Below are 18824 nucleotides of genomic sequence, written 5' to 3'. Positions count from 1 at the left end.
TCAGGCCCGCCGGCGGCGGATCCACGGTTACCGGCCTGCCTGGGGCCGCTGACGTCAGTGTCGATCTCTGGTCCGCCCTCGCGGGCCGTCGCCAAGGATGACGACCGGGGCAAGAGCGATGATACCATCCATTTTATGGCTATTGCACGCAATGTTCAATGATGTTGGATCGATTCAAGTCAAGCCTCATCATCCACGGCGCGTGGCTGACGATCGCCATGACACCGTGCTCGATCGTTGCCGGCTTTGTCGTCGGCACGTTTTGCGCGGTCGGCGGCATGCACGATCCGCAGCCCTCGCCCACGGGGCGAACCCCCGGCCGGAAGGGGGATCGGGCGTTTAACATTAATCCCATCTAAACACGACCATCTTCGCCGGAGGGGACATCTCATGGGAGCCGGAAGGCGGCATCTCAGGGGAGGAAGACCATGATCTTCGCCCCTCCCCCCAACTTTCGCACCGCCTCGTCACGGGCTCGCCAGCGCGGCGGCCTCCGCCGCAGACACGCTCGCCACCGTCAAGGAGCGCGGTCGGATCATCGTCGGCATGGCCGTGGTGCACCCCGCCCTACGGCGTGCCGGACGCCATCGCCAGGGAGACCGGGGTCGGATGTCGACACCCCCACAGGCCGCTCGTCGAACACCTCGGCGTGACGCTGGAGATCGTCCAGACCTCGGGCTCGAACCGCGTGGCATTCCTGCTCGCCAGGAAGAATCGACGTCGTGATCGTCTCGTTCACGATCAGGCCGGCCCCCAAGGAAGGTGGCGGACTCTTCCCCGCAGGCGTGACGGCCGCTCCGCGGGACGGCAGCAAGCCCCACCGCCCGGGCACTCGTGCGGGACAGCGGCCGGGCGCGGGCGAGCGGCCGGTGGGCCTTGAAGCGGTGCGGCATCGCACCGAGCCCTGCGCAGGCTGTGCATCGCGCGGCCGTTTCAGTGCTTTTCGGCAGCCGCCAAGGTGGCCTTCGCGGCGCGAACGCCTTATTGATGAGCGGCGGGATGATCCGCAGCGATGCCGTGCGCCCTCCCCTGGACGCACCGCATCGGATGACCCGCGGGGCTTCTGGACCTGGCAGACGAGGTGCGGCCGCCGGCGCGGCGCTTGGGATGACCAGCGCGGCGCTTGGGACGACGCACCTCCGCGAGCCTGTCCACCCGCATGGCGGCCTCTCAGAAACAAGGAAGACATCATGGCAGTCGCAGAGTTGGCGATCGAAGGCGCCCTGCTGATCGGGAGCGACATCCGTCGCGGCACCGCCGGCGAAATCCGCGCAACCGAGGCGCGCACGGGCACGAAGCTGTCCCCCGGCTTCGGCGGCGCGACCGCGGCCGACCTCGAACAGGCCTGCGCGCTTGCGGAGGCGGCGTTCGACACGTTCCGCAATGCGCCCCTCGAAACCCGCGCCCGTTTCCTTGAGACGGTCGCCGAGGAGATCCTCGCGATCGGGGATATCCTCGTTGAGCGCGCGATGGCCGAGACCGGGTTGCCGCGCGGCCGCATCGAGGGCGAGCGCGGCCGCACCGTCGGCCAGCTTCGCCTGTTCGCCGGCGTTGTCCGCGACGGCGGCTTCCTCGACGTCCGCATCGACCCGGCGCTGCCGGATCGCAAGCCGCTGCCGCGTCCCGACCTGCGGCTGATAAACCAGCCCCTCGGTCCCGTCGCGGTGTTCGGCGCGTCGAATTTCCCGCTGGCGTTCTCTGTCGCCGGCGGCGACACCGCCTCGGCCTTCGCCGCCGGCTGCCCGGTGATCGTGAAGGCGCACTCGGCCCATCCCGGCACCTCCGAGCTGGTCGGCCGTGCCGTGCAGCGTGCGGTTGCCGCCTGCGGCCTGCCGGAAGGCACCTTCTCGCTCCTGTTCGACAGCTCCCGCACCATCGGGCAGGCGCTGGTCGCCGACCACCGCATCAAGGCGGTGGGCTTCACCGGCTCGCGCGGCGGCGGCACCTCGCTGATGGCGATTTCGGCCGCCCGCGCCGAGCCGATCCCGGTCTATGCCGAAATGAGCAGCATCAATCCGGTGGTGCTCCTGCCCAGCGCACTCGCCAGCCGCGGCGCGGCCATCGGCAAGGCGTTCGTCGGCTCGCTCACCCTCGGCGCCGGCCAGTTCTGCACCAATCCGGGCCTCGTGCTCGCCATCGACGGCCCCGGCCTCGACAGCTTCATCGCGGCCGCGAGCGAGGCGCTTGCCGCCTGCGAGGCGCAGACGATGCTCACCCCGGGCATCCTGTCGGCCTATTGCGCGGGCGTCGAAGCGCTGGCCGGCCATGCCGCGGTGAAGACCGTCGGCAAGGGCAAGGCGGGCGAGGCGCTGACCGGCGGCGCGCAGCTGTTCGAAACCACCGCGGAGGCGTTCCTCGCCGACCATGCCCTGCAGGCCGAGGTCTTCGGCGCGGCCTCGCTGGTGGTGCGCTGCCCGGACGAAGCGGCGCTGCACGCGGTGCTCGCCGCGCTCGAAGGCCAGCTCACCGGTGCGATCCACCTCGACGACGCCGACACCGAGATCGCCGCCCGTCTGATGCCGCTGATGGAACGCAAGGTCGGCCGCGTGCTGATGAACGGCTTCGGCACCGGCGTCGAGGTCTGCCATGCCATGGTGCACGGCGGCCCGTTCCCGTCCACCGCCGATGGCCGCTCGACGTCCGTCGGCAGCCTCGCCATCGCCCGCTTCCTGCGCCCGGTCTCCTACCAGGACGTGCCGCAGAAGCTCCTGCCGGAAGCCCTCCGCGACGGCAACCCGCTGCGTCTTCCGCGCCGCATCGACGGCCGGCTGACGCTTCCGGAAGCCTGACGACCGGCCACCCCGGAGCCTTCCATGCGGAGGCACCGGGGCGCCCCGCACCCCGGCGGAAAGCCGGCCGTTCTCAGACCCGCTCGATCAGCGCCATGGCGGCCGCAGGGTTCGCGACCTTGTGGCCGCTGATGACGTAGAGATAGACGTCCCGTTCGACGCGCTCGACGGCGTCGCGGTCGACATAGTCGAGCCCGTCCGGCGCCTCGCCGGCGGCCCACGCGGCGGCGCGCTTCGCCCAAAGGTCGAGCGCGTCATCCGGGTAGCCGCGCTCCTCGCCCTCGGTCGTCCCCATCACGCGGGCATAGACGAACGGCGCCGTGGGGTCGGCGATCTGGGGATAATGGCTGTCGCCGGCCATCACGATCGCCACGCCATGAGCCCGGGCGAGCGCGGTGAATTCGGGCACGCGAAAGCTGTCGTGCCGCACTTCCACGGCGTGGCGCAGCCTGAGGCCGTCGACGCTCTCCGGCAGCAGCTTCAGGAAGGCCTCGAAGTCCTCGGCATCGAATTTCTTCGTCGGCATGAACTGCCAGTTGATCGGGCCGAGCTTGTGCTTCAGCTCCGTCACGCCGCTTTCGAAGAAGCGGGCGATGGTCTGGCCCGCATCCGCCAGCACCCGGCGGTTCGTAGAAAAGCGCGGCGCCTTCAGCGAGAACACGAAGTCGTCCGGCGTTTCTTCATACCACTTGGCGAAGCTCTCGGGCTTCTGCGAGCCATAGTAGGTGCCATTGACTTCGATCGAGGTGAGCCGGCGGCTGGCATATTCCAGCTCGCGCTTCTGCGGATGCTTCGCCGGATAGAACGGTCCGCGCCACGGCTCGTAGGTCCAGCCGCCGATGCCGATTCTGATCATGGTCGCCGCTCCATTCCGCCCGCCGCCATTTCGGTTCCAGCCGCGATGCCCGCGACCCTCGCCTGAAACCGCATCGTCCACAACACGGTTCCGGACGGCGGACGGTAGCGGCACGGAAGCCCGTGGGAAAGCCCCGCGGGCAGTGAGGTTGCCGGCGCCGGTGGAGAAAGACCGGCGGCCGTCGACCCTGGAGCCTCCCGACGATGTCGGCGCCACACGGCGCCGGACGTCAGCCGAAATAGCGGACGCGAACCGCGTCGATCGCCACGGCGATGAAGATCATGCAGCCACCGATGATGCCGACATAGAACGAGGGCACCGAGATGATCGCGAGGCCGACCTGAATGACGGTGAGCAACAGCACGCCGCCGAGCACGCCGATCACGTTACCGCGGCCGCCGAACACGCTGACGCCGCCGATGATGGGCGCCGCGATGGCATAGAGCAGGTAGCTGGACCCCTGGTTCGAGGTGATGGCCATCTGCCACGAGGCCAGCAGGAAACCCGCGACGCCGGCGAGGAAGCCGGAGAGCGTGTAGGTGATGACCTTGATGCGGTCGACGCGGATGCCGGCCGATTTGGACGCGACCGGATTGCCACCGACGGCATAGATGCTGCGGCCAAGGATCGTGAAGCGCAGCAGCACGCCGAGCCCGACGAGCGCCACCACGAACACCAGCGGCATCACGGGCCAGCCCCCGGCGAAGGTCGCCTGACCGATCCAGATATAGCCGTCCGAGAAGTTCGTCAGCGTCTTGCCCTGGGTGATCGCGAGTAGCGCGCCCTGGAGGATGATCATCATCGCCAGCGTCTCGATCAGCGAGACCATCTTCAGCTTGGTGATGCACAGGCCGTTGAAGAAACCGATGGCGGTGGCGACCGCGATGCCGAGCAGCATCGCCGGCATCCAGGGCAGGCCGAGATCGGAATAGGCGAGCGCCCCGATGGCGGCGGAGAAGCCGGCATTTGCGGGAATCGAGAGGTCGATCTCCGCCACCAGCAGCGGCAGCGCCACGGCAATGCCGAGCGTACCGAGCACGGTCGCCTGGACCATGATGTTCTGGAGGTTGAAGACCGTCAGGAAGAACTCGTTGAAGAAGCCGAAGATCAGCACGAGTGCGACCAGCCAGATCCACACCACGTTGTGGAGGATCCAGCCGAGCACGCTGTGCGACTCTCCCGAGCCGCCGCGCGGGGCCGCCTTCGGCGCTGCCAGGGTGCCATTGGTCATTTTGTTTCCTCCTGTAGTGTCCCGCCGCGGCGTCATTGCGGTGCGTCCGCACATCGGGCGCGGCCGGACCGGCCCGGCATCGCCGTTTCGAACGGCAGAGCTGCGGGCGCCGTCATGCCTGGACCATGCGGCGCAGGCGCTCGGTCGAGATGGCGTCGCCGGAGAGCGTCTCGCGGATCGCGCCGTGCTCGAAGATGCAGATGCGGTCCGCGGCGCGGACCAGTTCGTCGGTGTCGGTCGACACCATGATGACCGCGACCCCGGTCCGGCTGAGCCGGTCGATGATCCGCAGCACGTCCTGTTTGACGCCGATGTCGATGCCGCGTGTCGGCTCGTCGACGATCAGCAGGCGCGGCTCGGTGGCGAGCACGCGGCCGAGGCAAACCTTCTGCTGGTTGCCGCCGCTCAGCGTGTCCACCGCGACCTGGGGGCCCGGCGCCTTGATGCCCATCGCCTGGAAATAACGCTCGACGACACGGGCCTCCGCCGCGCTGTCGATGAACCCGGCGCGGCTGCGCGAGCCGAGCGAGGACATGGCGATGTTGTCGGCGATCGACATCTGCGACACCGAACCTTCGCGGCGGCGGTCGTCGGAGAGATAGGCGATGCCGGCCGCAAACGCGTCGCTCGGATCACGCGGCAGCGCGACCGCGGCGGCATCGCCGAGCCTGATCGTTCCCGCGCGCGTCGGATTCAGCCCGAAGATGGCGCGGGCAAGTTCTTTAGCGCCGGCGCCCGGCAGGCCGGTGAAGCCGACGATCTCGCCCGGCGCGATATCGAGCGCGGCGAGGTCGACATGCTCCGCCACGACGCCGCGCAGGGAAACGAGCGGCGCCTTGCCATCGTGGGAGACGCGCTCGCGCTGGAACAGCGCCAGCCCGCGGCCGAGCACCAGTTCGGAAAGCTGCTCGGAGGTCATGGCCCCGATATCGTCGGAGCCGCCCGCGAGCGAGCCGTCCCTGAGCACCGAGACCGCGTCGCAGATGTCGAGGATCTCGTCGTTGTAGTGCGAGATGAAGATGAAGGTGACGCCTTCGGCCTTGAGGCGGCGCATGAAGTCGAACAGCACGCGGCGGTCGGTGACCGTGAGAGCCGCCGTCGGCTCGTCGAGGATGATGACCTTGCCGCCGGAGAACATCGCCCGGAGGATATTGAGCTTGCGGCGCGCCACGGCATCGAGCCTGCCCGCCCGGGCCTTCGGGTTGATGCCGCTGCCTTCGAGCATCCGCGCCGCATCCGCATTGAGCCTGCGCCAGCTGACGAAGCCGCCGGGCCCGCTCGGCCAGATGCCGAGCATCAGGTTCTCCGCCGCCGACAGATGGTCGACGATCATCGGCTCCTGGGTCACCAGGAAGACGCCCGCCTCCTCCATCGCCCGCACGTCGGTGTTCTCCAGCACCCGGCCATTGAGCGCGATGGTGCCGCCGCTCGGCGTGTGCTGGCCGGAGATGATGCCGACGAGCGTGCTCTTGCCGGCACCGTTCTCGCCGAGCAGGCCATGGATGGAACCCCGCCGCACAGCGATCGAGACGCCGCGCAGCGCGTGCACCGCGCCGTAGCTCTTGCTGAGATTGTCGACCCTCAGGATGAAATCGTCTTCCGGCGCAGGCCGGGCATTGTGCAGCATCGGATGGTTCTCCTCGCGCCGGCGGACGGGCAGAAGATGCGTGCCCGCCCGGGATCGGCCCAACGCCGGGCGTGAAACGCCGCTATGCGACACGGCGGGCGCGGCGGAACTCCCGCAGGGAGATCAGACCGCGACGGTCGCCGTTCGGACCAGAGTCCGTTCCGGCCGTTTCGTTCCCGCGCGGTCTCGCCACGCTCCAGATTCGCGCGACAGACCCAGGCTTGCGGGACAGACACGGAAGCCGGCCTTCGGGCGCACGCCCGAAAGCCGGCCATTCCGCTGGTCCGGGCCGATCAAGTGTAGGGAATGCCCCACTTCTTCTCGGCGATCGCGCCCCAGTGACGGGCGTCCGCCGCATTCGCCGCATCGATGACGAAGGGCGGAATGATCAAGGTCGGCCCCGTCTTGCCTTCGACGATATCGCCCTTCTCCCAGAAGTAGTTCTTGTTTTCGTAGACGCCGATCGGAACCGGCTCGCCCTTCATCGCGTGCTTGCCGAGCATCTCGACTGCGATCTCGCCGTAGGCGATGGGGTCCTGCGAGACGCAGGCATCCATGTAGCCTTCCTGGATCCACTTCAGTGCGATCGGCTCGCCGTCGATGTTGACGAAGATCACGTGACCTTCTTCACCGACCTTCTTCCAGCGTCCCTTCTGCTGCAGCGCCGTGACGATGCCGCGCGAGGGCGAGTCGCTGGGCGCATGCACGGCGTCGAGGTCCGGGAACTCCGACAGCGTCGCGAGCGTCACCGACAGCATCTGGTCGAGCTGACCTTCGGTCGGACGGGCAAGATACTTGATGTCCGGGTACTTGGCGAACTCGGCATCCATGCCCTCCTTGCGCAGGCGCCACGCGACAGAGGCGAGCGCGCCGAAGCAGTTGAGCACCGTACCCTTCGGGCTGCCATACTTCTTGACGAGACGGGAGATGATCTCCTTCGCCGCCATTTCGCCGCCGAGGCGGTTGTCGAAGCTGACGGTGATCGCGACGTCGCCGCCGTCGGCCGGCGTGTCGATGATGCCGACGGGGATCTTGCGCTGGTTGTAGCGCCGAATGGCGCTGACGATGGCCTGGCTGTCGATCGGATCGGACACGATCGCCTGCGGGTTCGACAGCATCAGGCTCTGCCACTGCTCGAGCTGGCGCGTGTTGTCGAAGCTGGCGTTGGTCGACTGGAAGCGCCACTTGTTCGCCAGAACGGCCCGCTTCACCGCTTCTTCCTGGATGACGAAGAAGTAGTAGTCGAGGCTCTTGTTCGAATACGGAACGAAGATGTTTTCCTGCGCGAACGCCGCGCCGCCGCCCATGGCGGCGCCAGCCACGGCGCCGAGGCCGAGCGCGGCACCGCCGGCGAGGACGCCGCGCCGGGTCACTCCGGTTGTACGAGTCATTTCGGAATTCCTCCCTTGTTGTCGTTATTGATAGTAATACTACATACGCTGAATTTCTGTCAAGCACTCGGACAAAGCCGCACCGCAGATTCACGCGCCGAAAAACACGGAACTACCTGAGGCACGGCGCAATAAATCTGTCTTTTGCGCCGCCACCACCGATCGGCCGCGCTCCGATTGCTCGGACCTAGTAAATACGAAGTTTTACTACATTATCGCATCGAAACGTAGGACGTGCCGTCGAAGCAGCCGACCACCATGCCGGCCGCCTCGCGCGTGAAGAGACCGTTCTCGACGACGCCGGGAATGCGGTTCAGCTCGATTTCGAGCTTCGCGGGCTCCGAGATCGCGCCGCACCGGCAATCGAGGATGAAGTTGCCGCTGTCGGTGACGACGGGCTGGCCGTCCCGCATCCGCCGAACGATCGGAACGCCGGAAAGGCCGTGCGCGGCGAGGGTGTTCGCCACCATCCGCTCCGTCTGCTTCCAGGCGAACTGCACCACCTCGACCGGCAGCGGGAACTTGCCGATCTGGTCGACGATCTTGCTCTCGTCGCAGATGCAGATCATCCGCTTGGAGGCGTGGGCGACGATCTTCTCCCACAACAGGCACGCGCCACCGCCCTTGATCATATTGAGCTGGCGGTCGACCTCGTCCGGCCCGTCGATGGTCAGGTCGATCTCGCCGATATCGTTGGGATCGACGATCTGGATGCCGACCTCGCGCGCGACGTCGTTGGTGGAGCGCGAGGTGGTGGTGCAGGTCAGCTTCATGCCGCCGGCGACGTGCTTGCCGAGCTCACGCACGAAGAAGTGCGACGTGGTGCCGGAGCCGAGCCCGAGCTTCATGCCGTCGCGCACGAATTCCTCGATCACGCGCCGCCCGGCAACCTTCTTCGCCTCGTCCTGTGCGCTCATGTGCGTCCTCCACTCTTTTCTTTGCGATGTCGCTCGCGGCACCCCGCCGGTACGCCATCAACGGGCGAGGCGTCAGCCGCGGATGAAGTCGTCGGGGCTATGCCGCCCCAGGGCGACGGTCAGATCTTGTCCGTCTGCCAGGAATCGAGCGCCGGAAGCTGATCCGGGAACTCGCTGCCGCCGATGATGGCGATGGCCGTCACCAGCATGTTGATGACGAGGTGGTGATTGAGGCGCGAGGCGAGCGGCGTCATCAGCTCGGTGCGGTCGTAGGGCAGCACCGCGATCACCACGTCGGACACCCGGGCGAGCGGGCTGTCGGCCGCCGCGATCGAGACCACCCGGCCGCCGCCGGCGCGCGCCGCGATCGCCACCTCCACCATCTGCTTGGTGTGGCCGGACTGCGAGAAGATCAGCGCCACCTCGCCAGGCCGCGCGCTTTCCGCATGCATCCACTGCTTCTTGCCGCCGAGCAGCGCCTGGCAGCGCATACCGAGCCGCTGGAACTTGTGCTCGGCATCGAGCGCGGTGACCTCGGAGATGCCGGTGGCGTAGATGCCGGTCCAGGTCGCGGCATGGAGGATCTTCGCGCCTTCCTCGACCTGCTGCGGCGCCAGATCCTCAAGCAGCCGCTGGATGGCGTTGAGGGAATTGCGGCAGGTCTTGCGCACGATGTTGTCGATGCCGTCGCCCTGCACGATCTGCTCGTAGGCGAACGGCGCCGAGGGCACGAGGCTCTGGGCGAGGTGCAGCTTGAAGTCCTGATAGCCCTCGAAACCGAACCGGCGGCAGAACCGCATGATGGTCGGATCGCTGACCGAGCAAGTCTGCGACAGACGCGCCATGCTCATGTGGATCACTTCGCCGGGCGAGGTGCTGACGAAGGCGGCGACGCGCTGCTCGGCGGCGCCCATCGTCGCCTGCTCCTGAAGGATGCGCTGCAACAGGCTGACCGTCACCTGCCCGTCCCCCGTCATTCGCCGGCCGCCGCGATGCGCGGGCCGTGCTGCATGAGATCGCGAAGCCGGGTCAGGCGCTGGGACGCCGACACGCCGACGAGTGCGCCGCCGCCCCAGGGCACCACGAAGAACGGCACGCCGGCCGCCGCCGCCGTCCTCTGGTCGACGCCGGTGTCGCCGACATAGGCCCAGCTGCCGTCCTCGAGCCCCATCGCCTCGGCGACCGCGATCAGGTGGCGCGGATCGGGCTTGCACGCCGGCACGGCATCGGCCCCGAGCGCGACGTCGAACAGCGTGTCGAGGCCGAGGATGGCGAGAATCGACTGGGTGAGCGCATGGGGCTTGTTGGTGCAGATGCCGAGTCGGAAGCCGGCGGCGCGCAGCGCCACCAGGTCCTCGCGCACGTGGTCATAGAACCGCGTCAGGTCCGCCGGCCGCTCGGTGTAGTGGCGGATATAGCCGTCGACGGCGGCGGCGACGGTTTCGTCGTCGGACGGCAGGCCGAGATCGAGCATCATGTCGAGCAGCAGCCGCCGCGGTCCGTTGCCGATGAAGCCCTCGACATAGTCGGTCTCGAGCTGCGGCCAGCCCTGCGCGGCGAAATAGCGGTTCACCGAGGCTGCGATGTCGGGCGCGCTGTTTATGAGCGTGCCGTCGAGATCGAAAATCAGCGCGGAATAGGTCGCGCCGCCATCGAGCGGCGCAGGCCTCTCAGCAGTCAACGGCAGGGATTCTCTCTCCTCGCGTGAAGCCGGATCAGACATCGGCCCCTCCTTCGAAGGCAGGATCGCTCAAGGCGACGAAGCTCTCCCTCAGGGCCGAATAGAGCCCACGATAAATGTCGTTGGCGCGGGCGTAGATCCGCCCGGCGTCCGCCGTCGGATGCTCGCGCGTCAGGTCGCGGCAGGTCGCGGCGGCGGTTCCCGCGTCGGGCCAGATGCCGATACCGACTCCGGCGACGAGCGCTGCGCCGAAGGCCGCGCCTTCCGCCGCCCCCTCGGTGGTGACGACATCGCACCCGAACATGTCGGCCTGCATCTGGCGCCACAGCGGCGAGCGCGCGCCGCCCCCGGAGGCCTTCACGATGGTGCCGGCGATGCCCATCGGCCGCATCAGCGCGTACATGTCGACGAAGGCATGAACCACGCCCTCCATGACGCTGCGCGCGACATCGCCGCGCGTGTGCCGCGCCGTCAGGCCGACGAACGCGCCTCGCGCCTGGGGATCGGGATGCGGGCAGCGCTCGCCGTTGAGATAGGGCAGGAACAGGAGGCCCCGCGCGCCGGCCGGGCTCGCCGCCGCCTCCGCCACGATCTCGTCAAACGCCGGGAGCGCGCCGGTGCCGAAGCCGGCGGTCATGACCTGCCGGAACCAGCCCATGGCCCCGCCGGCATTCATCGAAACGCCCATGCAGTGCCACTTGTCCGGCGCGACATTGCAGAACACCTGAAGCCGGCCGTCCGGGTTCGGCTGGGGCGCATCGAGCGCGGCGGCGAGGATGCCGGCGGTGCCGATGGTGGTCTGAAGTTCGCCGGGCGCGATCACGCCGGAGCCGATGGTCTGGATGACGCTGTCACCGCCGCCGCCCGCGACGGGGATGCCGGCAGGCAGGCCGAACAGTGCCGCACCCCGCGCGTCGATCCGCCCGGTGATGACGTGGGATTCGTGTGCCGGCGGCAGCAGCCGGGCATCGATGCCGATCCGCCCGATCAGGTCGTCTGCCCAGCGGCGCGTGCGAACGTCGAACAGCCCGGTGCCGGAGGCGTCGGACACCTCGGTCGCCCGCTCCCCGGTCAAACGGAAGCGCAGATAGTCCTTCGGGTTCAGCACATGGCGCAGCCTGGCGAAAAGCTCGGGTTCGTGACGCTGCATCCAGACGATCTTGCCGCCGGTATAGCCGATCAGCATGCGGTTGTTGACCGCCGCCAGCATGCCCTCAAGTCCGCCGGCCGCCTCGGTGATCTCGGCGCATTCGGCCGCGTTGCGCTGGTCGTTCCAGAGCAGCGCGGGGCGAAGCACGTTCATGTCCGCGTCGAGCGGCGTCAGCCCGTGCATCTGGCCGGACAGCCCGACCGCGAGAATCTCGACCGCGCCGGCCTTGGCGAGCGCACCGGCGACCGCGGCGCGGGCGCCCTCGATCCAGAGTTCCGGGTCCTGCTCCGTCCAGCCGGGCCGTGGCTGCGACAGCCCGTAGGTCGCGGTATCGGCCGCGATCACCCGGCCCTGCGGATCGAGCAGCAGCGCCTTGCAGCCGGAAGTGCCGATATCGATGCCGAGGATCACGGAGGTCATGGATCAGGCTCCGACGCCGTGGTGCAGGCGAACGTGCTTGAAGTTGAAATATTCGAGCAGGCCCTCGCGCCCGTGCTCGTAGCCGACGCCGCTCTGCTTCCGCCCGCCATAGGGCGCGTTCATGATGCCGGCATCGACATTGTTGATGGCGACGTTGCCGTAATCGAGCCCCATCGACAGGCGCTGGATCTCGACGAGATCGCGCGCGTAGGCATAGGAGGCCAGACCGTAGGGCGTGTCGTTGGCCTTCTCGATCGCCTCGTCCAGGCTGTCATAGGGCGCGACGCCGACGAGCGGACCGAAGGTCTCCTCCGTCATCACCAGCATGTCGTGGGTGCAGTCGCCGACGACGGTCGGGCGGAAGAAGAACCCGCGGGCGAATTCCTCGCCTTGCGGCGCGCTGCCGCCCGCCACGAGCCGGGCGCCCTTCGCCAGCGCATCGGCGAGGTGCGCCTGGGTCTTCTCCAGCGGTTCGGCCGAGGCCATGGCACCGACATCGGCATTCGGCCGCTCGATGCCGTTGCCGATGGTCAGCCGGTCGGCCGCCGCGCCGAGCGCGGAGAGGAAGCCCTCATAATGCTGGCGGGCGACATAGATGCGGTTAATCGCGATGCAGATCTGGCCCATGTTGCGGAAGCTGCGGCGGGTCGCTCCCTTCACCGCGGCCGCGATGTCGGCGCTTTCCGTCACGATCAACGGACAGTTGCCGCCGAGTTCGAGCGACAGGCGCTTGACCACGGGGCTGCTGTTCTGGATGTGCAGGCCGACGCGGCTCGACCCGGTGAAGGCGATCTTGTCGACGCCGGGATGATCGACGAGCGCCTGCCCGACCACCGAACCCTTGCCCGTCACCACGTTGACGACGCCGGCCGGGATTTTGGCCTCCGCCACCTTGGCCGCGATGGCGAGCGCGGTGAACGGCGTCAGCTCGGCCGGCTTGATGACGATGGTGCAGCCCGCGGCGAGGCTGGCGCAGAGCTTCCAGCCGACGAGCTCGGCCGGGTAGTTCCAGGGAGTGATGGCGCCGACCACGCCGATCGGCTCGCGCACGACGAGGCTCTGGAAGCCCGGCTGGTCGTTCGGCACGATCTCGCCGAGCACCCGTGTCGCTTCCTCGGCATAGAAATGGCAGGCCTCGGCGAGCTTCAGGATTTCGCCCCGCGCCTCGTTGAGCGGCTTGCCCTGCTCCAGCGTCATGATGCGCGCCATCGCGTCGGCGTCGGCGGCGATCAGGTCGCCGAGTCGGTGCAGCGCCTCGGCGCGGCGGCGCGGCACCAGCGCGGCCCAGGGGCGGAACGCCCGGCGGGCGGCGGCGACGGCGGCCTCGACTTCCTCGGGCGTGGCGGCGGCGATCTGACCCAGACTCTCGCCCGTCGCCGGGTTCACGACCGGCAGCCGCCCGCCCGTTCCGGCGCAAAAGGCGCCGTCGATGAACAGGTTGCCGTCGAGGGCGCGAAGGGTCTGATCGGACATCGGGCGTTTCCAGCTGATTGCTCTTGAGCTGACACTATATAGAAATACTACTAGATCGCAAGAGGGTGGCAGCCACGACCGCGACCGCGGCCCGCCTCGGGATGCGGAAGCGCTACATCTCTTTTATCTATATTTTTCAATTTTCTAACTGAGTTTCCGCGGCGAGTGGCGCCGGAATCGCTACGCAGCGGACGCCCGCAAACACCGGGTTTTACCGATTTCCCGCGCAAGGGCTTGACCGTAGCTTTCCCACATATGTAGTTTCACTATATCAATTTGGAGGAGACACCCATGCTGCCAGAACGTCCCGATTCGGCCCGTCTCGTCGGTCGCGTCTGGAGGCCGGACAAGGCCGGCCCGTCGGTCGTGATCGTGCGCGACGGCCTCGTGATCGATGTGACCGAAGCGGTCGTCTGCGTCGCCGATTTCCTGGACGACAGCCCGGCCGAACGTTTCGATAGCCTCGAAGGAGAGGTACTCGGCAAACCGGAAGATCTGGTGCTCGATCCCCCGGCGATGGGTTACGGCGCCGACCGGCCGTGCCTGCTCGCCCCCATCGACTTCCAGGCGATCAAGGCCTGCGGCGTCACCTTCGCCCAGAGCATGATCGAACGCGTCATCGACGAGCGCACCTCCGGCGATCCGACGCGGGCGGATGCCCTGCGCCGCCGCATCGGCGCGCTGATCGGCGGCAATCTCGCCAACATCGAGGCAGGCTCCCGGCAGGCCGCCGAGGTAAAGGCCGCGCTGATCGCAGAGGGGCTTTGGTCGCAATATCTCGAAGTCGGCATCGGTCCGGATGCCGAGGTCTTCACCAAGACGCAGCCGATGGCCGCCGTGGGTCATGGCGCGGAAGTCGGCATCAACCCGATCTCGGCCTGGAACAATCCCGAGCCGGAGATCGTGCTCGCGGTCGACAGTGCCGGCACCATCCGCGGCGCGACGCTCGGCAACGACGTCAACCTGCGCGATGTCGAAGGCCGCTCCGCGCTGCTTCTTGGCAAGGCGAAGGACAACAACGCCTCGTGCTCCATAGGCCCCTTCATCCGCCTGTTCGATGACGGCTTCACCCTCGCCGACCTCGAAAAGGCCGAGCTGGCTATGAAGGTGACCGGAAGCGACGGCTTCGAGATGACCGGCCGCTCCAACATGGCCGAGATCAGCCGCAAGCCCGCGACCCTCGTCGCCCAGACGATGAACGCGAGCCACCAGTACCCAGACGGCTTCGTGCTGTTCCTCGGCACCATGTTCGCCCCGACCCAGGACCGGGCGGAACCCGGCAGCGGCTTCACCCATCGGGCCGGTGACGTGGTCGAAATCTCGACGCCACTGCTCGGCACCCTGCGCAATACCGTGACGCAGAGTGACAAGGCTGCGCCATGGCGCTTCGGCACGCGCGCGCTGATGCGCAATCTCGCCGCGCGGGGGCTGCTGCGATGACGGCGAAACGGCTGGTCGTCACCGACCAGGCGTTCGGCAATGTCCGCCACGAGCAGGCGGCCGCGGCGGCAGCCGGCGCGGCCTTCGACGAGTACCATTGCCGCTCGGAGGAGGAGACACTTGCCGCCGTCGCCGGCGCCGACGCCGTGCTCAACAATTTCGCGCCGATGACGCGCCGCGTGCTCGCGGCGCTGAAGCCCGGCGCGGCGGTGGTGCGCTATGGCGTCGGGGTCGACAATGTCGACCTCGATGCCGCCCGCGACCTCGGCATCCGCGTCTGCAATGTGCCGGACTACGGCGTCGAGGAGGTGGCCGATCACGCCGCCGCGATGACGCTGGCGCTGAGCCGTCGCATCCCGCGCTTCGACGGCGCCGTGCACGAGGGCCGCTGGAAGATCACCGAGATCGTCCACGACCTGCGCTCGCTGCGCGACACCACCGTCGGGCTGGTCGGCATGGGCCGCATCGCGCAGGCCTACGCGCGGCGGATGGCCGCCTTCGGCTGCCACCTGATCGGCTATGACCCTTTCGTGCCGGCAGAGCAGGCGCATCGCCTCGGCATCGAGCCGGCGGATCTCGGCCGCGTCATCGCCGAAGCCGGCGTGCTCTCTCTGCACCTGCCGCTGACCGCCGAGACACGACACCTGATCGATGCCGATGCCATCGCCCGGCTGCCGAAGGGGGCGATCGTCATCAACGCCTCCCGCGGCGGACTGGTCGACGAGACGGCGCTCGCCGCGGCTCTGACCTCGGGCCATCTCGCCGGTGCCGGGCTCGACGTGTTCGAGATCGAGCCGCTGCCGCCCCACTCCCCGCTCCGCCGCGCGCCGAACGTCTTGATGTCGCCGCATGCGGCCTTCTATTCGGATGCCTCGGTGGACGCGCTGCAAAGGCTCGCAGCCGAAGAAGCGCTGCGGGCGCTGCGCGGGGAACCGCTGCGCTGTCCGCTGACATGAGAACAGACAAAGGAAGGGGGAGGACATGACCGAAGGCAGCCCTATCGACTATCGCGGGCGGCAGGATCTCGCCGGCCGGCTCGCGCTCGTCACCGGCGCGGGACAGGGCATCGGCGCCGCCTGCGCCGAGGCGCTGGCCGCCACCGGCGCCGAAGTCGTCTGCACCGACATCGATCCCGCCCGTGCCGAGGCGACCGCGGCGGCGCTGGTCGCCCGCGGCCATGCCGCCCGCGCGGCCGCGCTCGACGTCACCGACAGCGCCGCGATCGATGCGCTCGCGGCCTCGCTGCCACCGCTCGACGTGCTCGTCTGCAATGCCGGCATCGTCTCGAACACCCCGGCGGAAGAGATGTCGGACGCAGAATGGCAGCGCGTCATCGACGTCAACCTGACCGGCGTGTTCCGCACCTGCCGCGGCTTCGGCCGGCGGATGCTGGAGGCCGGGCGCGGTTCGATCGTGAACATCGGCTCGATGTCGGCCGAGATCGTCAACACGCCCCAGCCGCAGTGCCATTACAACGCCTCGAAGGCCGGCGTGCACCACCTGACCCGGTCACTCGCGGTCGAGTGGGCGAAGCGCGGAGTGCGCGTCAACGCCGTCGCCCCGACCTATATCGAGACGCCGCTGCTCCACGGGCTCGAAAGCCAGCCCGGTCTGATCGAGCGCTGGCTCGACCTGACACCGATGGGTCGGATGGGCAAACCCTCTGAAATCGCTTCGGTTGTGCAGTTCCTTGCCTCCGACGCATCGAGCCTGATGACCGGCGCGATCCTGCGCGCGGACGCCGGCTACACCTGCCTGTGAGGATGTGATGGCGAGGGCTCTGGTTCTGGAACGGCCGCGCGAACTCCGGCTGCGCGAGATCGACCTGCCGCAGAATGTCGGACCGGGCGATGTGCGCATCCGCATGGACGTCGTCGGCATCTGCGGCAGCGACGTTCACTATTACCGCCATGGCCGCATCGGCCCCTTCGTGGTCGAGGCGCCGATGGTGCTCGGCCATGAGGGCGCCGGCACGGTGGTGGAGATCGGCGACCGCGTCGCCGGCCTCAAGCCGGGCGACCGGGTCTGCGTCGAGCCGGGTATCCCCGACTTCTCCAGCCGGGCGAGCCGGATCGGGCTCTACAATCTCGATCCGTCGCTGACCTTCTGGGCGACGCCGCCGGTGCACGGCTGCCTGACGCCGGAAGTGGTTCATCCCGCTTCGCTTTGCTACCGGCTGCCGGACGGCGTCAGCCAGGCCGAGGGCGCGATGGTGGAGCCGCTGGCCGTCGGGCTGCAGGCCGTCCACAAGGTGGGCGTGGCGGCAGGCGATGTGGCACTTGTCCTCGGTGCCGGGCCGATCGGAATCCTGGTCGCGCTTTCGGCGCTTGCGGCAGGCTGCGCGCGGGTGCTGATCTTCGATCCCGCCCAAGAGAAGATGCGGATCGCCGCCGGCTATGACGGGATCGTGCCGCTCGCGGCCGACCCGGCCGGGCTCGCCGGGCAGGTGATGGCCGCGACCGGAGGCTGGGGCGTCGACATCGTGTTCGAGTGCTCCGGCGCCGCGCGCGCCTACGACGAAGCCGCGCCGTGCCTGCGGCCGGGGGGTGCGCTGGTCTGTGTCGGCATGGCCGCGGGCCCGGTTCCGATCGACATGGTGGCCTTGATGGTCAAGGAAATCCGCGTCGTGACGGTATTCCGCTACGCCAATGTCTACGACCGCGCCATCGCGCTGATGGAAAGCGGCAAGATCGACGTCAAGCCGCTGATCTCGGCGACCTACGGCTTCGAGGACAGCGTGGCGGCCTTCGAGCGCGCCGACGCGGCGCTGCCGCAGGACGTGAAGATCCAGATCACGCTCGACTGAGCGTCCCGGAGCGCCGCCCGCCCGTCGAAGACCGATCGAAACGACATCGCCCGGCCGGGAGCTCCCGGCCGGGCGATCTGCATTCCGGCACACGCGAATGAGCGGCTCATGCGCGGTCCGCGGACCGCGCATGCACGCTTCAGGCGCGCCTATTTCTCGACGAATGCGCGCTCGACGACGAAGTCGCCGGGCGTCGAGGTGTTGCCTTCCTCGAAACCGCGCGCCTCGAGCATGGTCTTCAGCTCCGACAGCATCTGGGGGCTGCCGCAGAGCATCACGCGATCCTCGTCCTTGTTGAAGGGCGGCAGGCCGAGATCGGAAAACAGCTTGCCGCTTTCGATGAGCTGGGTGATCCGGCCCTGGTTGCGGAACGGCTCGCGGGTGACCGTCGGATAGTAGCGCAGGCCCGCCGAGACGAGTTCGCCGAGGATCTCGTCGTTCGGCAGCTCGGTGGTGAGGTAGTCGTGATAGGCGAGCTCGGCGACCTCGCGCACCCCGTGGACGAGGATGACGGTCTCGAACTTCTCGTAGGTCTCGGGATCGCTGATGATCGAGAGGAACGGCGCGAGGCCGGTGCCGGTCCCGAGCAGGTAGAGACGCTTGCCGGGCAGCAGGTAGTCGGTCACCAGCGTTCCGGTCGGCTTGCGGCCGACAATGATCATGTCGTCCGGCTTGATATGCTGGAGCCGCGAGGTCAGCGGACCGTTCTCGACCTTGATGCTGAGGAACTCGAGATAGTCGGCATGATTGGCGCTGGCGATGGAGTAGGCCCGAAGCAGCGGCCGCCCGTCGACATTGAGGCCGATCATGGTGAAGTGACCGTTGGAGAAGCGCAGAGACGGGTCTCGCGTCGTCCTGAAGCTGAACAGGCGATCGGTCCAATGATGGACGTCGAGAACCTTCTCTTCATGGAAGGCAGCCATCGGCAGGGTCTCTCCCGGAATTTCAAGGCGGCGCGCGGGGGATTCCGCCACGGGAGCCGTGCCGTGGGGACTGCGCAGAGCCGGACAGGCTGTTCGAATAGCGGAAATCAACGTCGAAAT

The 18824-nt window shown here is 68.1% G+C and carries 15 protein-coding genes; 5 read left to right on the top strand and 10 right to left on the bottom strand.

From position 1 onward, the window contains the following. Positions 1-1205: 1205 nt before the first annotated feature. Positions 1206-2789 carry an aldehyde dehydrogenase (NADP(+)) gene (locus BUF17_RS19340; protein ID WP_073631858.1) on the top strand — a complete coding sequence of 528 codons (1584 nt, stop codon included), beginning with the start codon at positions 1206-1208 and terminating at the stop codon, positions 2787-2789. Between the two features lie 73 nt (positions 2790-2862). On the opposite strand, the gene BUF17_RS19335 is transcribed toward BUF17_RS19340, so the two are convergent. The 9 genes from BUF17_RS19335 to BUF17_RS19295 all read right to left on the bottom strand — a co-directional run bounded on the left by BUF17_RS19335 (position 2863) and on the right by BUF17_RS19295 (position 13535). Then, complete coding sequence (locus BUF17_RS19335) at positions 2863-3645, bottom strand: DUF72 domain-containing protein (RefSeq protein WP_073631813.1); 783 nt, start codon at positions 3643-3645, stop codon at positions 2863-2865. A 229-nt stretch (positions 3646-3874) separates the two neighbouring features. Next, on the bottom strand, positions 3875-4876 hold the full coding sequence (locus tag BUF17_RS19330; RefSeq protein WP_084564960.1) for an ABC transporter permease: 1002 nt from the start codon (positions 4874-4876) through the stop codon (positions 3875-3877). Between the two features lie 112 nt (positions 4877-4988). Next, positions 4989-6503, bottom strand: a complete 1515-nt coding sequence (locus BUF17_RS19325; RefSeq protein ID WP_073631811.1) for a sugar ABC transporter ATP-binding protein — start codon at positions 6501-6503, stop codon at positions 4989-4991. A 293-nt stretch (positions 6504-6796) separates the two neighbouring features. Beyond that, positions 6797-7894: a sugar ABC transporter substrate-binding protein gene (locus BUF17_RS19320; protein ID WP_073631809.1), complete on the bottom strand. Its 1098-nt coding sequence runs from the start codon at positions 7892-7894 to the stop codon at positions 6797-6799. Positions 7895-8106: 212 nt separating this feature from the next. Next, a complete protein-coding gene (gene rpiA / locus BUF17_RS19315) occupies positions 8107-8811 on the bottom strand; it encodes a ribose 5-phosphate isomerase A (protein WP_073631807.1) in 705 nt (234 codons plus the stop codon). Between the two features lie 119 nt (positions 8812-8930). Next, positions 8931-9788 (bottom strand): MurR/RpiR family transcriptional regulator, encoded by an 858-nt coding sequence (locus BUF17_RS19310; RefSeq protein WP_210215478.1) that lies wholly within the window; start codon positions 9786-9788, stop codon positions 8931-8933. Beyond that, entirely contained in the window at positions 9785-10492 is a 708-nt protein-coding gene (locus tag BUF17_RS19305; protein ID WP_073631803.1) for an HAD-IA family hydrolase, read from the bottom strand. The genes BUF17_RS19310 and BUF17_RS19305 overlap by 4 nt, the downstream gene beginning before the upstream one ends. Positions 10493-10526: 34 nt before the next feature. Beyond that, entirely contained in the window at positions 10527-12062 is a 1536-nt protein-coding gene (gene xylB / locus BUF17_RS19300; protein WP_073631801.1) for a xylulokinase, read from the bottom strand. A gap of 3 nt (positions 12063-12065) precedes the next feature. Continuing rightward, complete coding sequence (locus tag BUF17_RS19295; RefSeq protein WP_073631799.1) at positions 12066-13535, bottom strand: aldehyde dehydrogenase family protein; 1470 nt, start codon at positions 13533-13535, stop codon at positions 12066-12068. Positions 13536-13826: 291 nt separating this feature from the next. On the opposite strand from BUF17_RS19295, the gene BUF17_RS19290 reads away from it, so the two are divergent. The 4 genes from BUF17_RS19290 to BUF17_RS19275 are packed head-to-tail and all read left to right on the top strand — an operon-like array spanning position 13827 to position 17781. Then, a complete protein-coding gene (locus BUF17_RS19290; protein WP_073631797.1) occupies positions 13827-14975 on the top strand; it encodes a fumarylacetoacetate hydrolase family protein in 1149 nt (382 codons plus the stop codon). Then, on the top strand, positions 14972-15931 hold the full coding sequence (locus BUF17_RS19285) for a C-terminal binding protein (protein WP_073631795.1): 960 nt from the start codon (positions 14972-14974) through the stop codon (positions 15929-15931). The genes BUF17_RS19290 and BUF17_RS19285 overlap by 4 nt, the downstream gene beginning before the upstream one ends. Positions 15932-15956: 25 nt before the next feature. Next, complete coding sequence (locus tag BUF17_RS19280; protein ID WP_073631793.1) at positions 15957-16736, top strand: SDR family NAD(P)-dependent oxidoreductase; 780 nt, start codon at positions 15957-15959, stop codon at positions 16734-16736. A gap of 7 nt (positions 16737-16743) precedes the next feature. Continuing rightward, positions 16744-17781, top strand: a complete 1038-nt coding sequence (locus BUF17_RS19275; RefSeq protein WP_073631791.1) for an NAD(P)-dependent alcohol dehydrogenase — start codon at positions 16744-16746, stop codon at positions 17779-17781. Between the two features lie 149 nt (positions 17782-17930). Here BUF17_RS19275 and BUF17_RS19270 read toward each other — a convergent pair whose 3' ends face one another. Further along, on the bottom strand, positions 17931-18704 hold the full coding sequence (locus tag BUF17_RS19270; protein WP_073631789.1) for a ferredoxin--NADP reductase: 774 nt from the start codon (positions 18702-18704) through the stop codon (positions 17931-17933). Positions 18705-18824 lie beyond the last annotated feature (120 nt).

Origin of the sequence: Pseudoxanthobacter soli DSM 19599, assembly GCF_900148505.1 — a bacterium.
GTDB classification, from domain to species: Bacteria; Pseudomonadota; Alphaproteobacteria; order Rhizobiales; family Segnochrobactraceae; genus Pseudoxanthobacter; species Pseudoxanthobacter soli.
The sequence above is the reverse complement of the archived record's forward strand: the minus strand, read 5'-3'. Positions and strand labels throughout refer to the sequence as shown.

Coding starts and splice junctions, on each gene's coding strand:
- BUF17_RS19280 (WP_073631793.1), top strand. CDS start 15,957: ATGACCGAAGGCAGCCCTATCGACTATCGCGGGCGGCAGGATCTCGCC.
- rpiA (WP_073631807.1), bottom strand. CDS start 8,811: ATGAGCGCACAGGACGAGGCGAAGAAGGTTGCCGGGCGGCGCGTGATC.
- BUF17_RS19275 (WP_073631791.1), top strand. CDS start 16,744: ATGGCGAGGGCTCTGGTTCTGGAACGGCCGCGCGAACTCCGGCTGCGC.
- BUF17_RS19270 (WP_073631789.1), bottom strand. CDS start 18,704: ATGGCTGCCTTCCATGAAGAGAAGGTTCTCGACGTCCATCATTGGACC.
- BUF17_RS19290 (WP_073631797.1), top strand. CDS start 13,827: ATGCTGCCAGAACGTCCCGATTCGGCCCGTCTCGTCGGTCGCGTCTGG.
- BUF17_RS19295 (WP_073631799.1), bottom strand. CDS start 13,535: ATGTCCGATCAGACCCTTCGCGCCCTCGACGGCAACCTGTTCATCGAC.
- BUF17_RS19325 (WP_073631811.1), bottom strand. CDS start 6,503: ATGCTGCACAATGCCCGGCCTGCGCCGGAAGACGATTTCATCCTGAGG.
- BUF17_RS19335 (WP_073631813.1), bottom strand. CDS start 3,645: ATGATCAGAATCGGCATCGGCGGCTGGACCTACGAGCCGTGGCGCGGA.
- BUF17_RS19285 (WP_073631795.1), top strand. CDS start 14,972: ATGACGGCGAAACGGCTGGTCGTCACCGACCAGGCGTTCGGCAATGTC.
- BUF17_RS19310 (WP_210215478.1), bottom strand. CDS start 9,788: ATGACGGGGGACGGGCAGGTGACGGTCAGCCTGTTGCAGCGCATCCTT.
- BUF17_RS19330 (WP_084564960.1), bottom strand. CDS start 4,876: ATGACCAATGGCACCCTGGCAGCGCCGAAGGCGGCCCCGCGCGGCGGC.
- xylB (WP_073631801.1), bottom strand. CDS start 12,062: ATGACCTCCGTGATCCTCGGCATCGATATCGGCACTTCCGGCTGCAAG.
- BUF17_RS19320 (WP_073631809.1), bottom strand. CDS start 7,894: ATGACTCGTACAACCGGAGTGACCCGGCGCGGCGTCCTCGCCGGCGGT.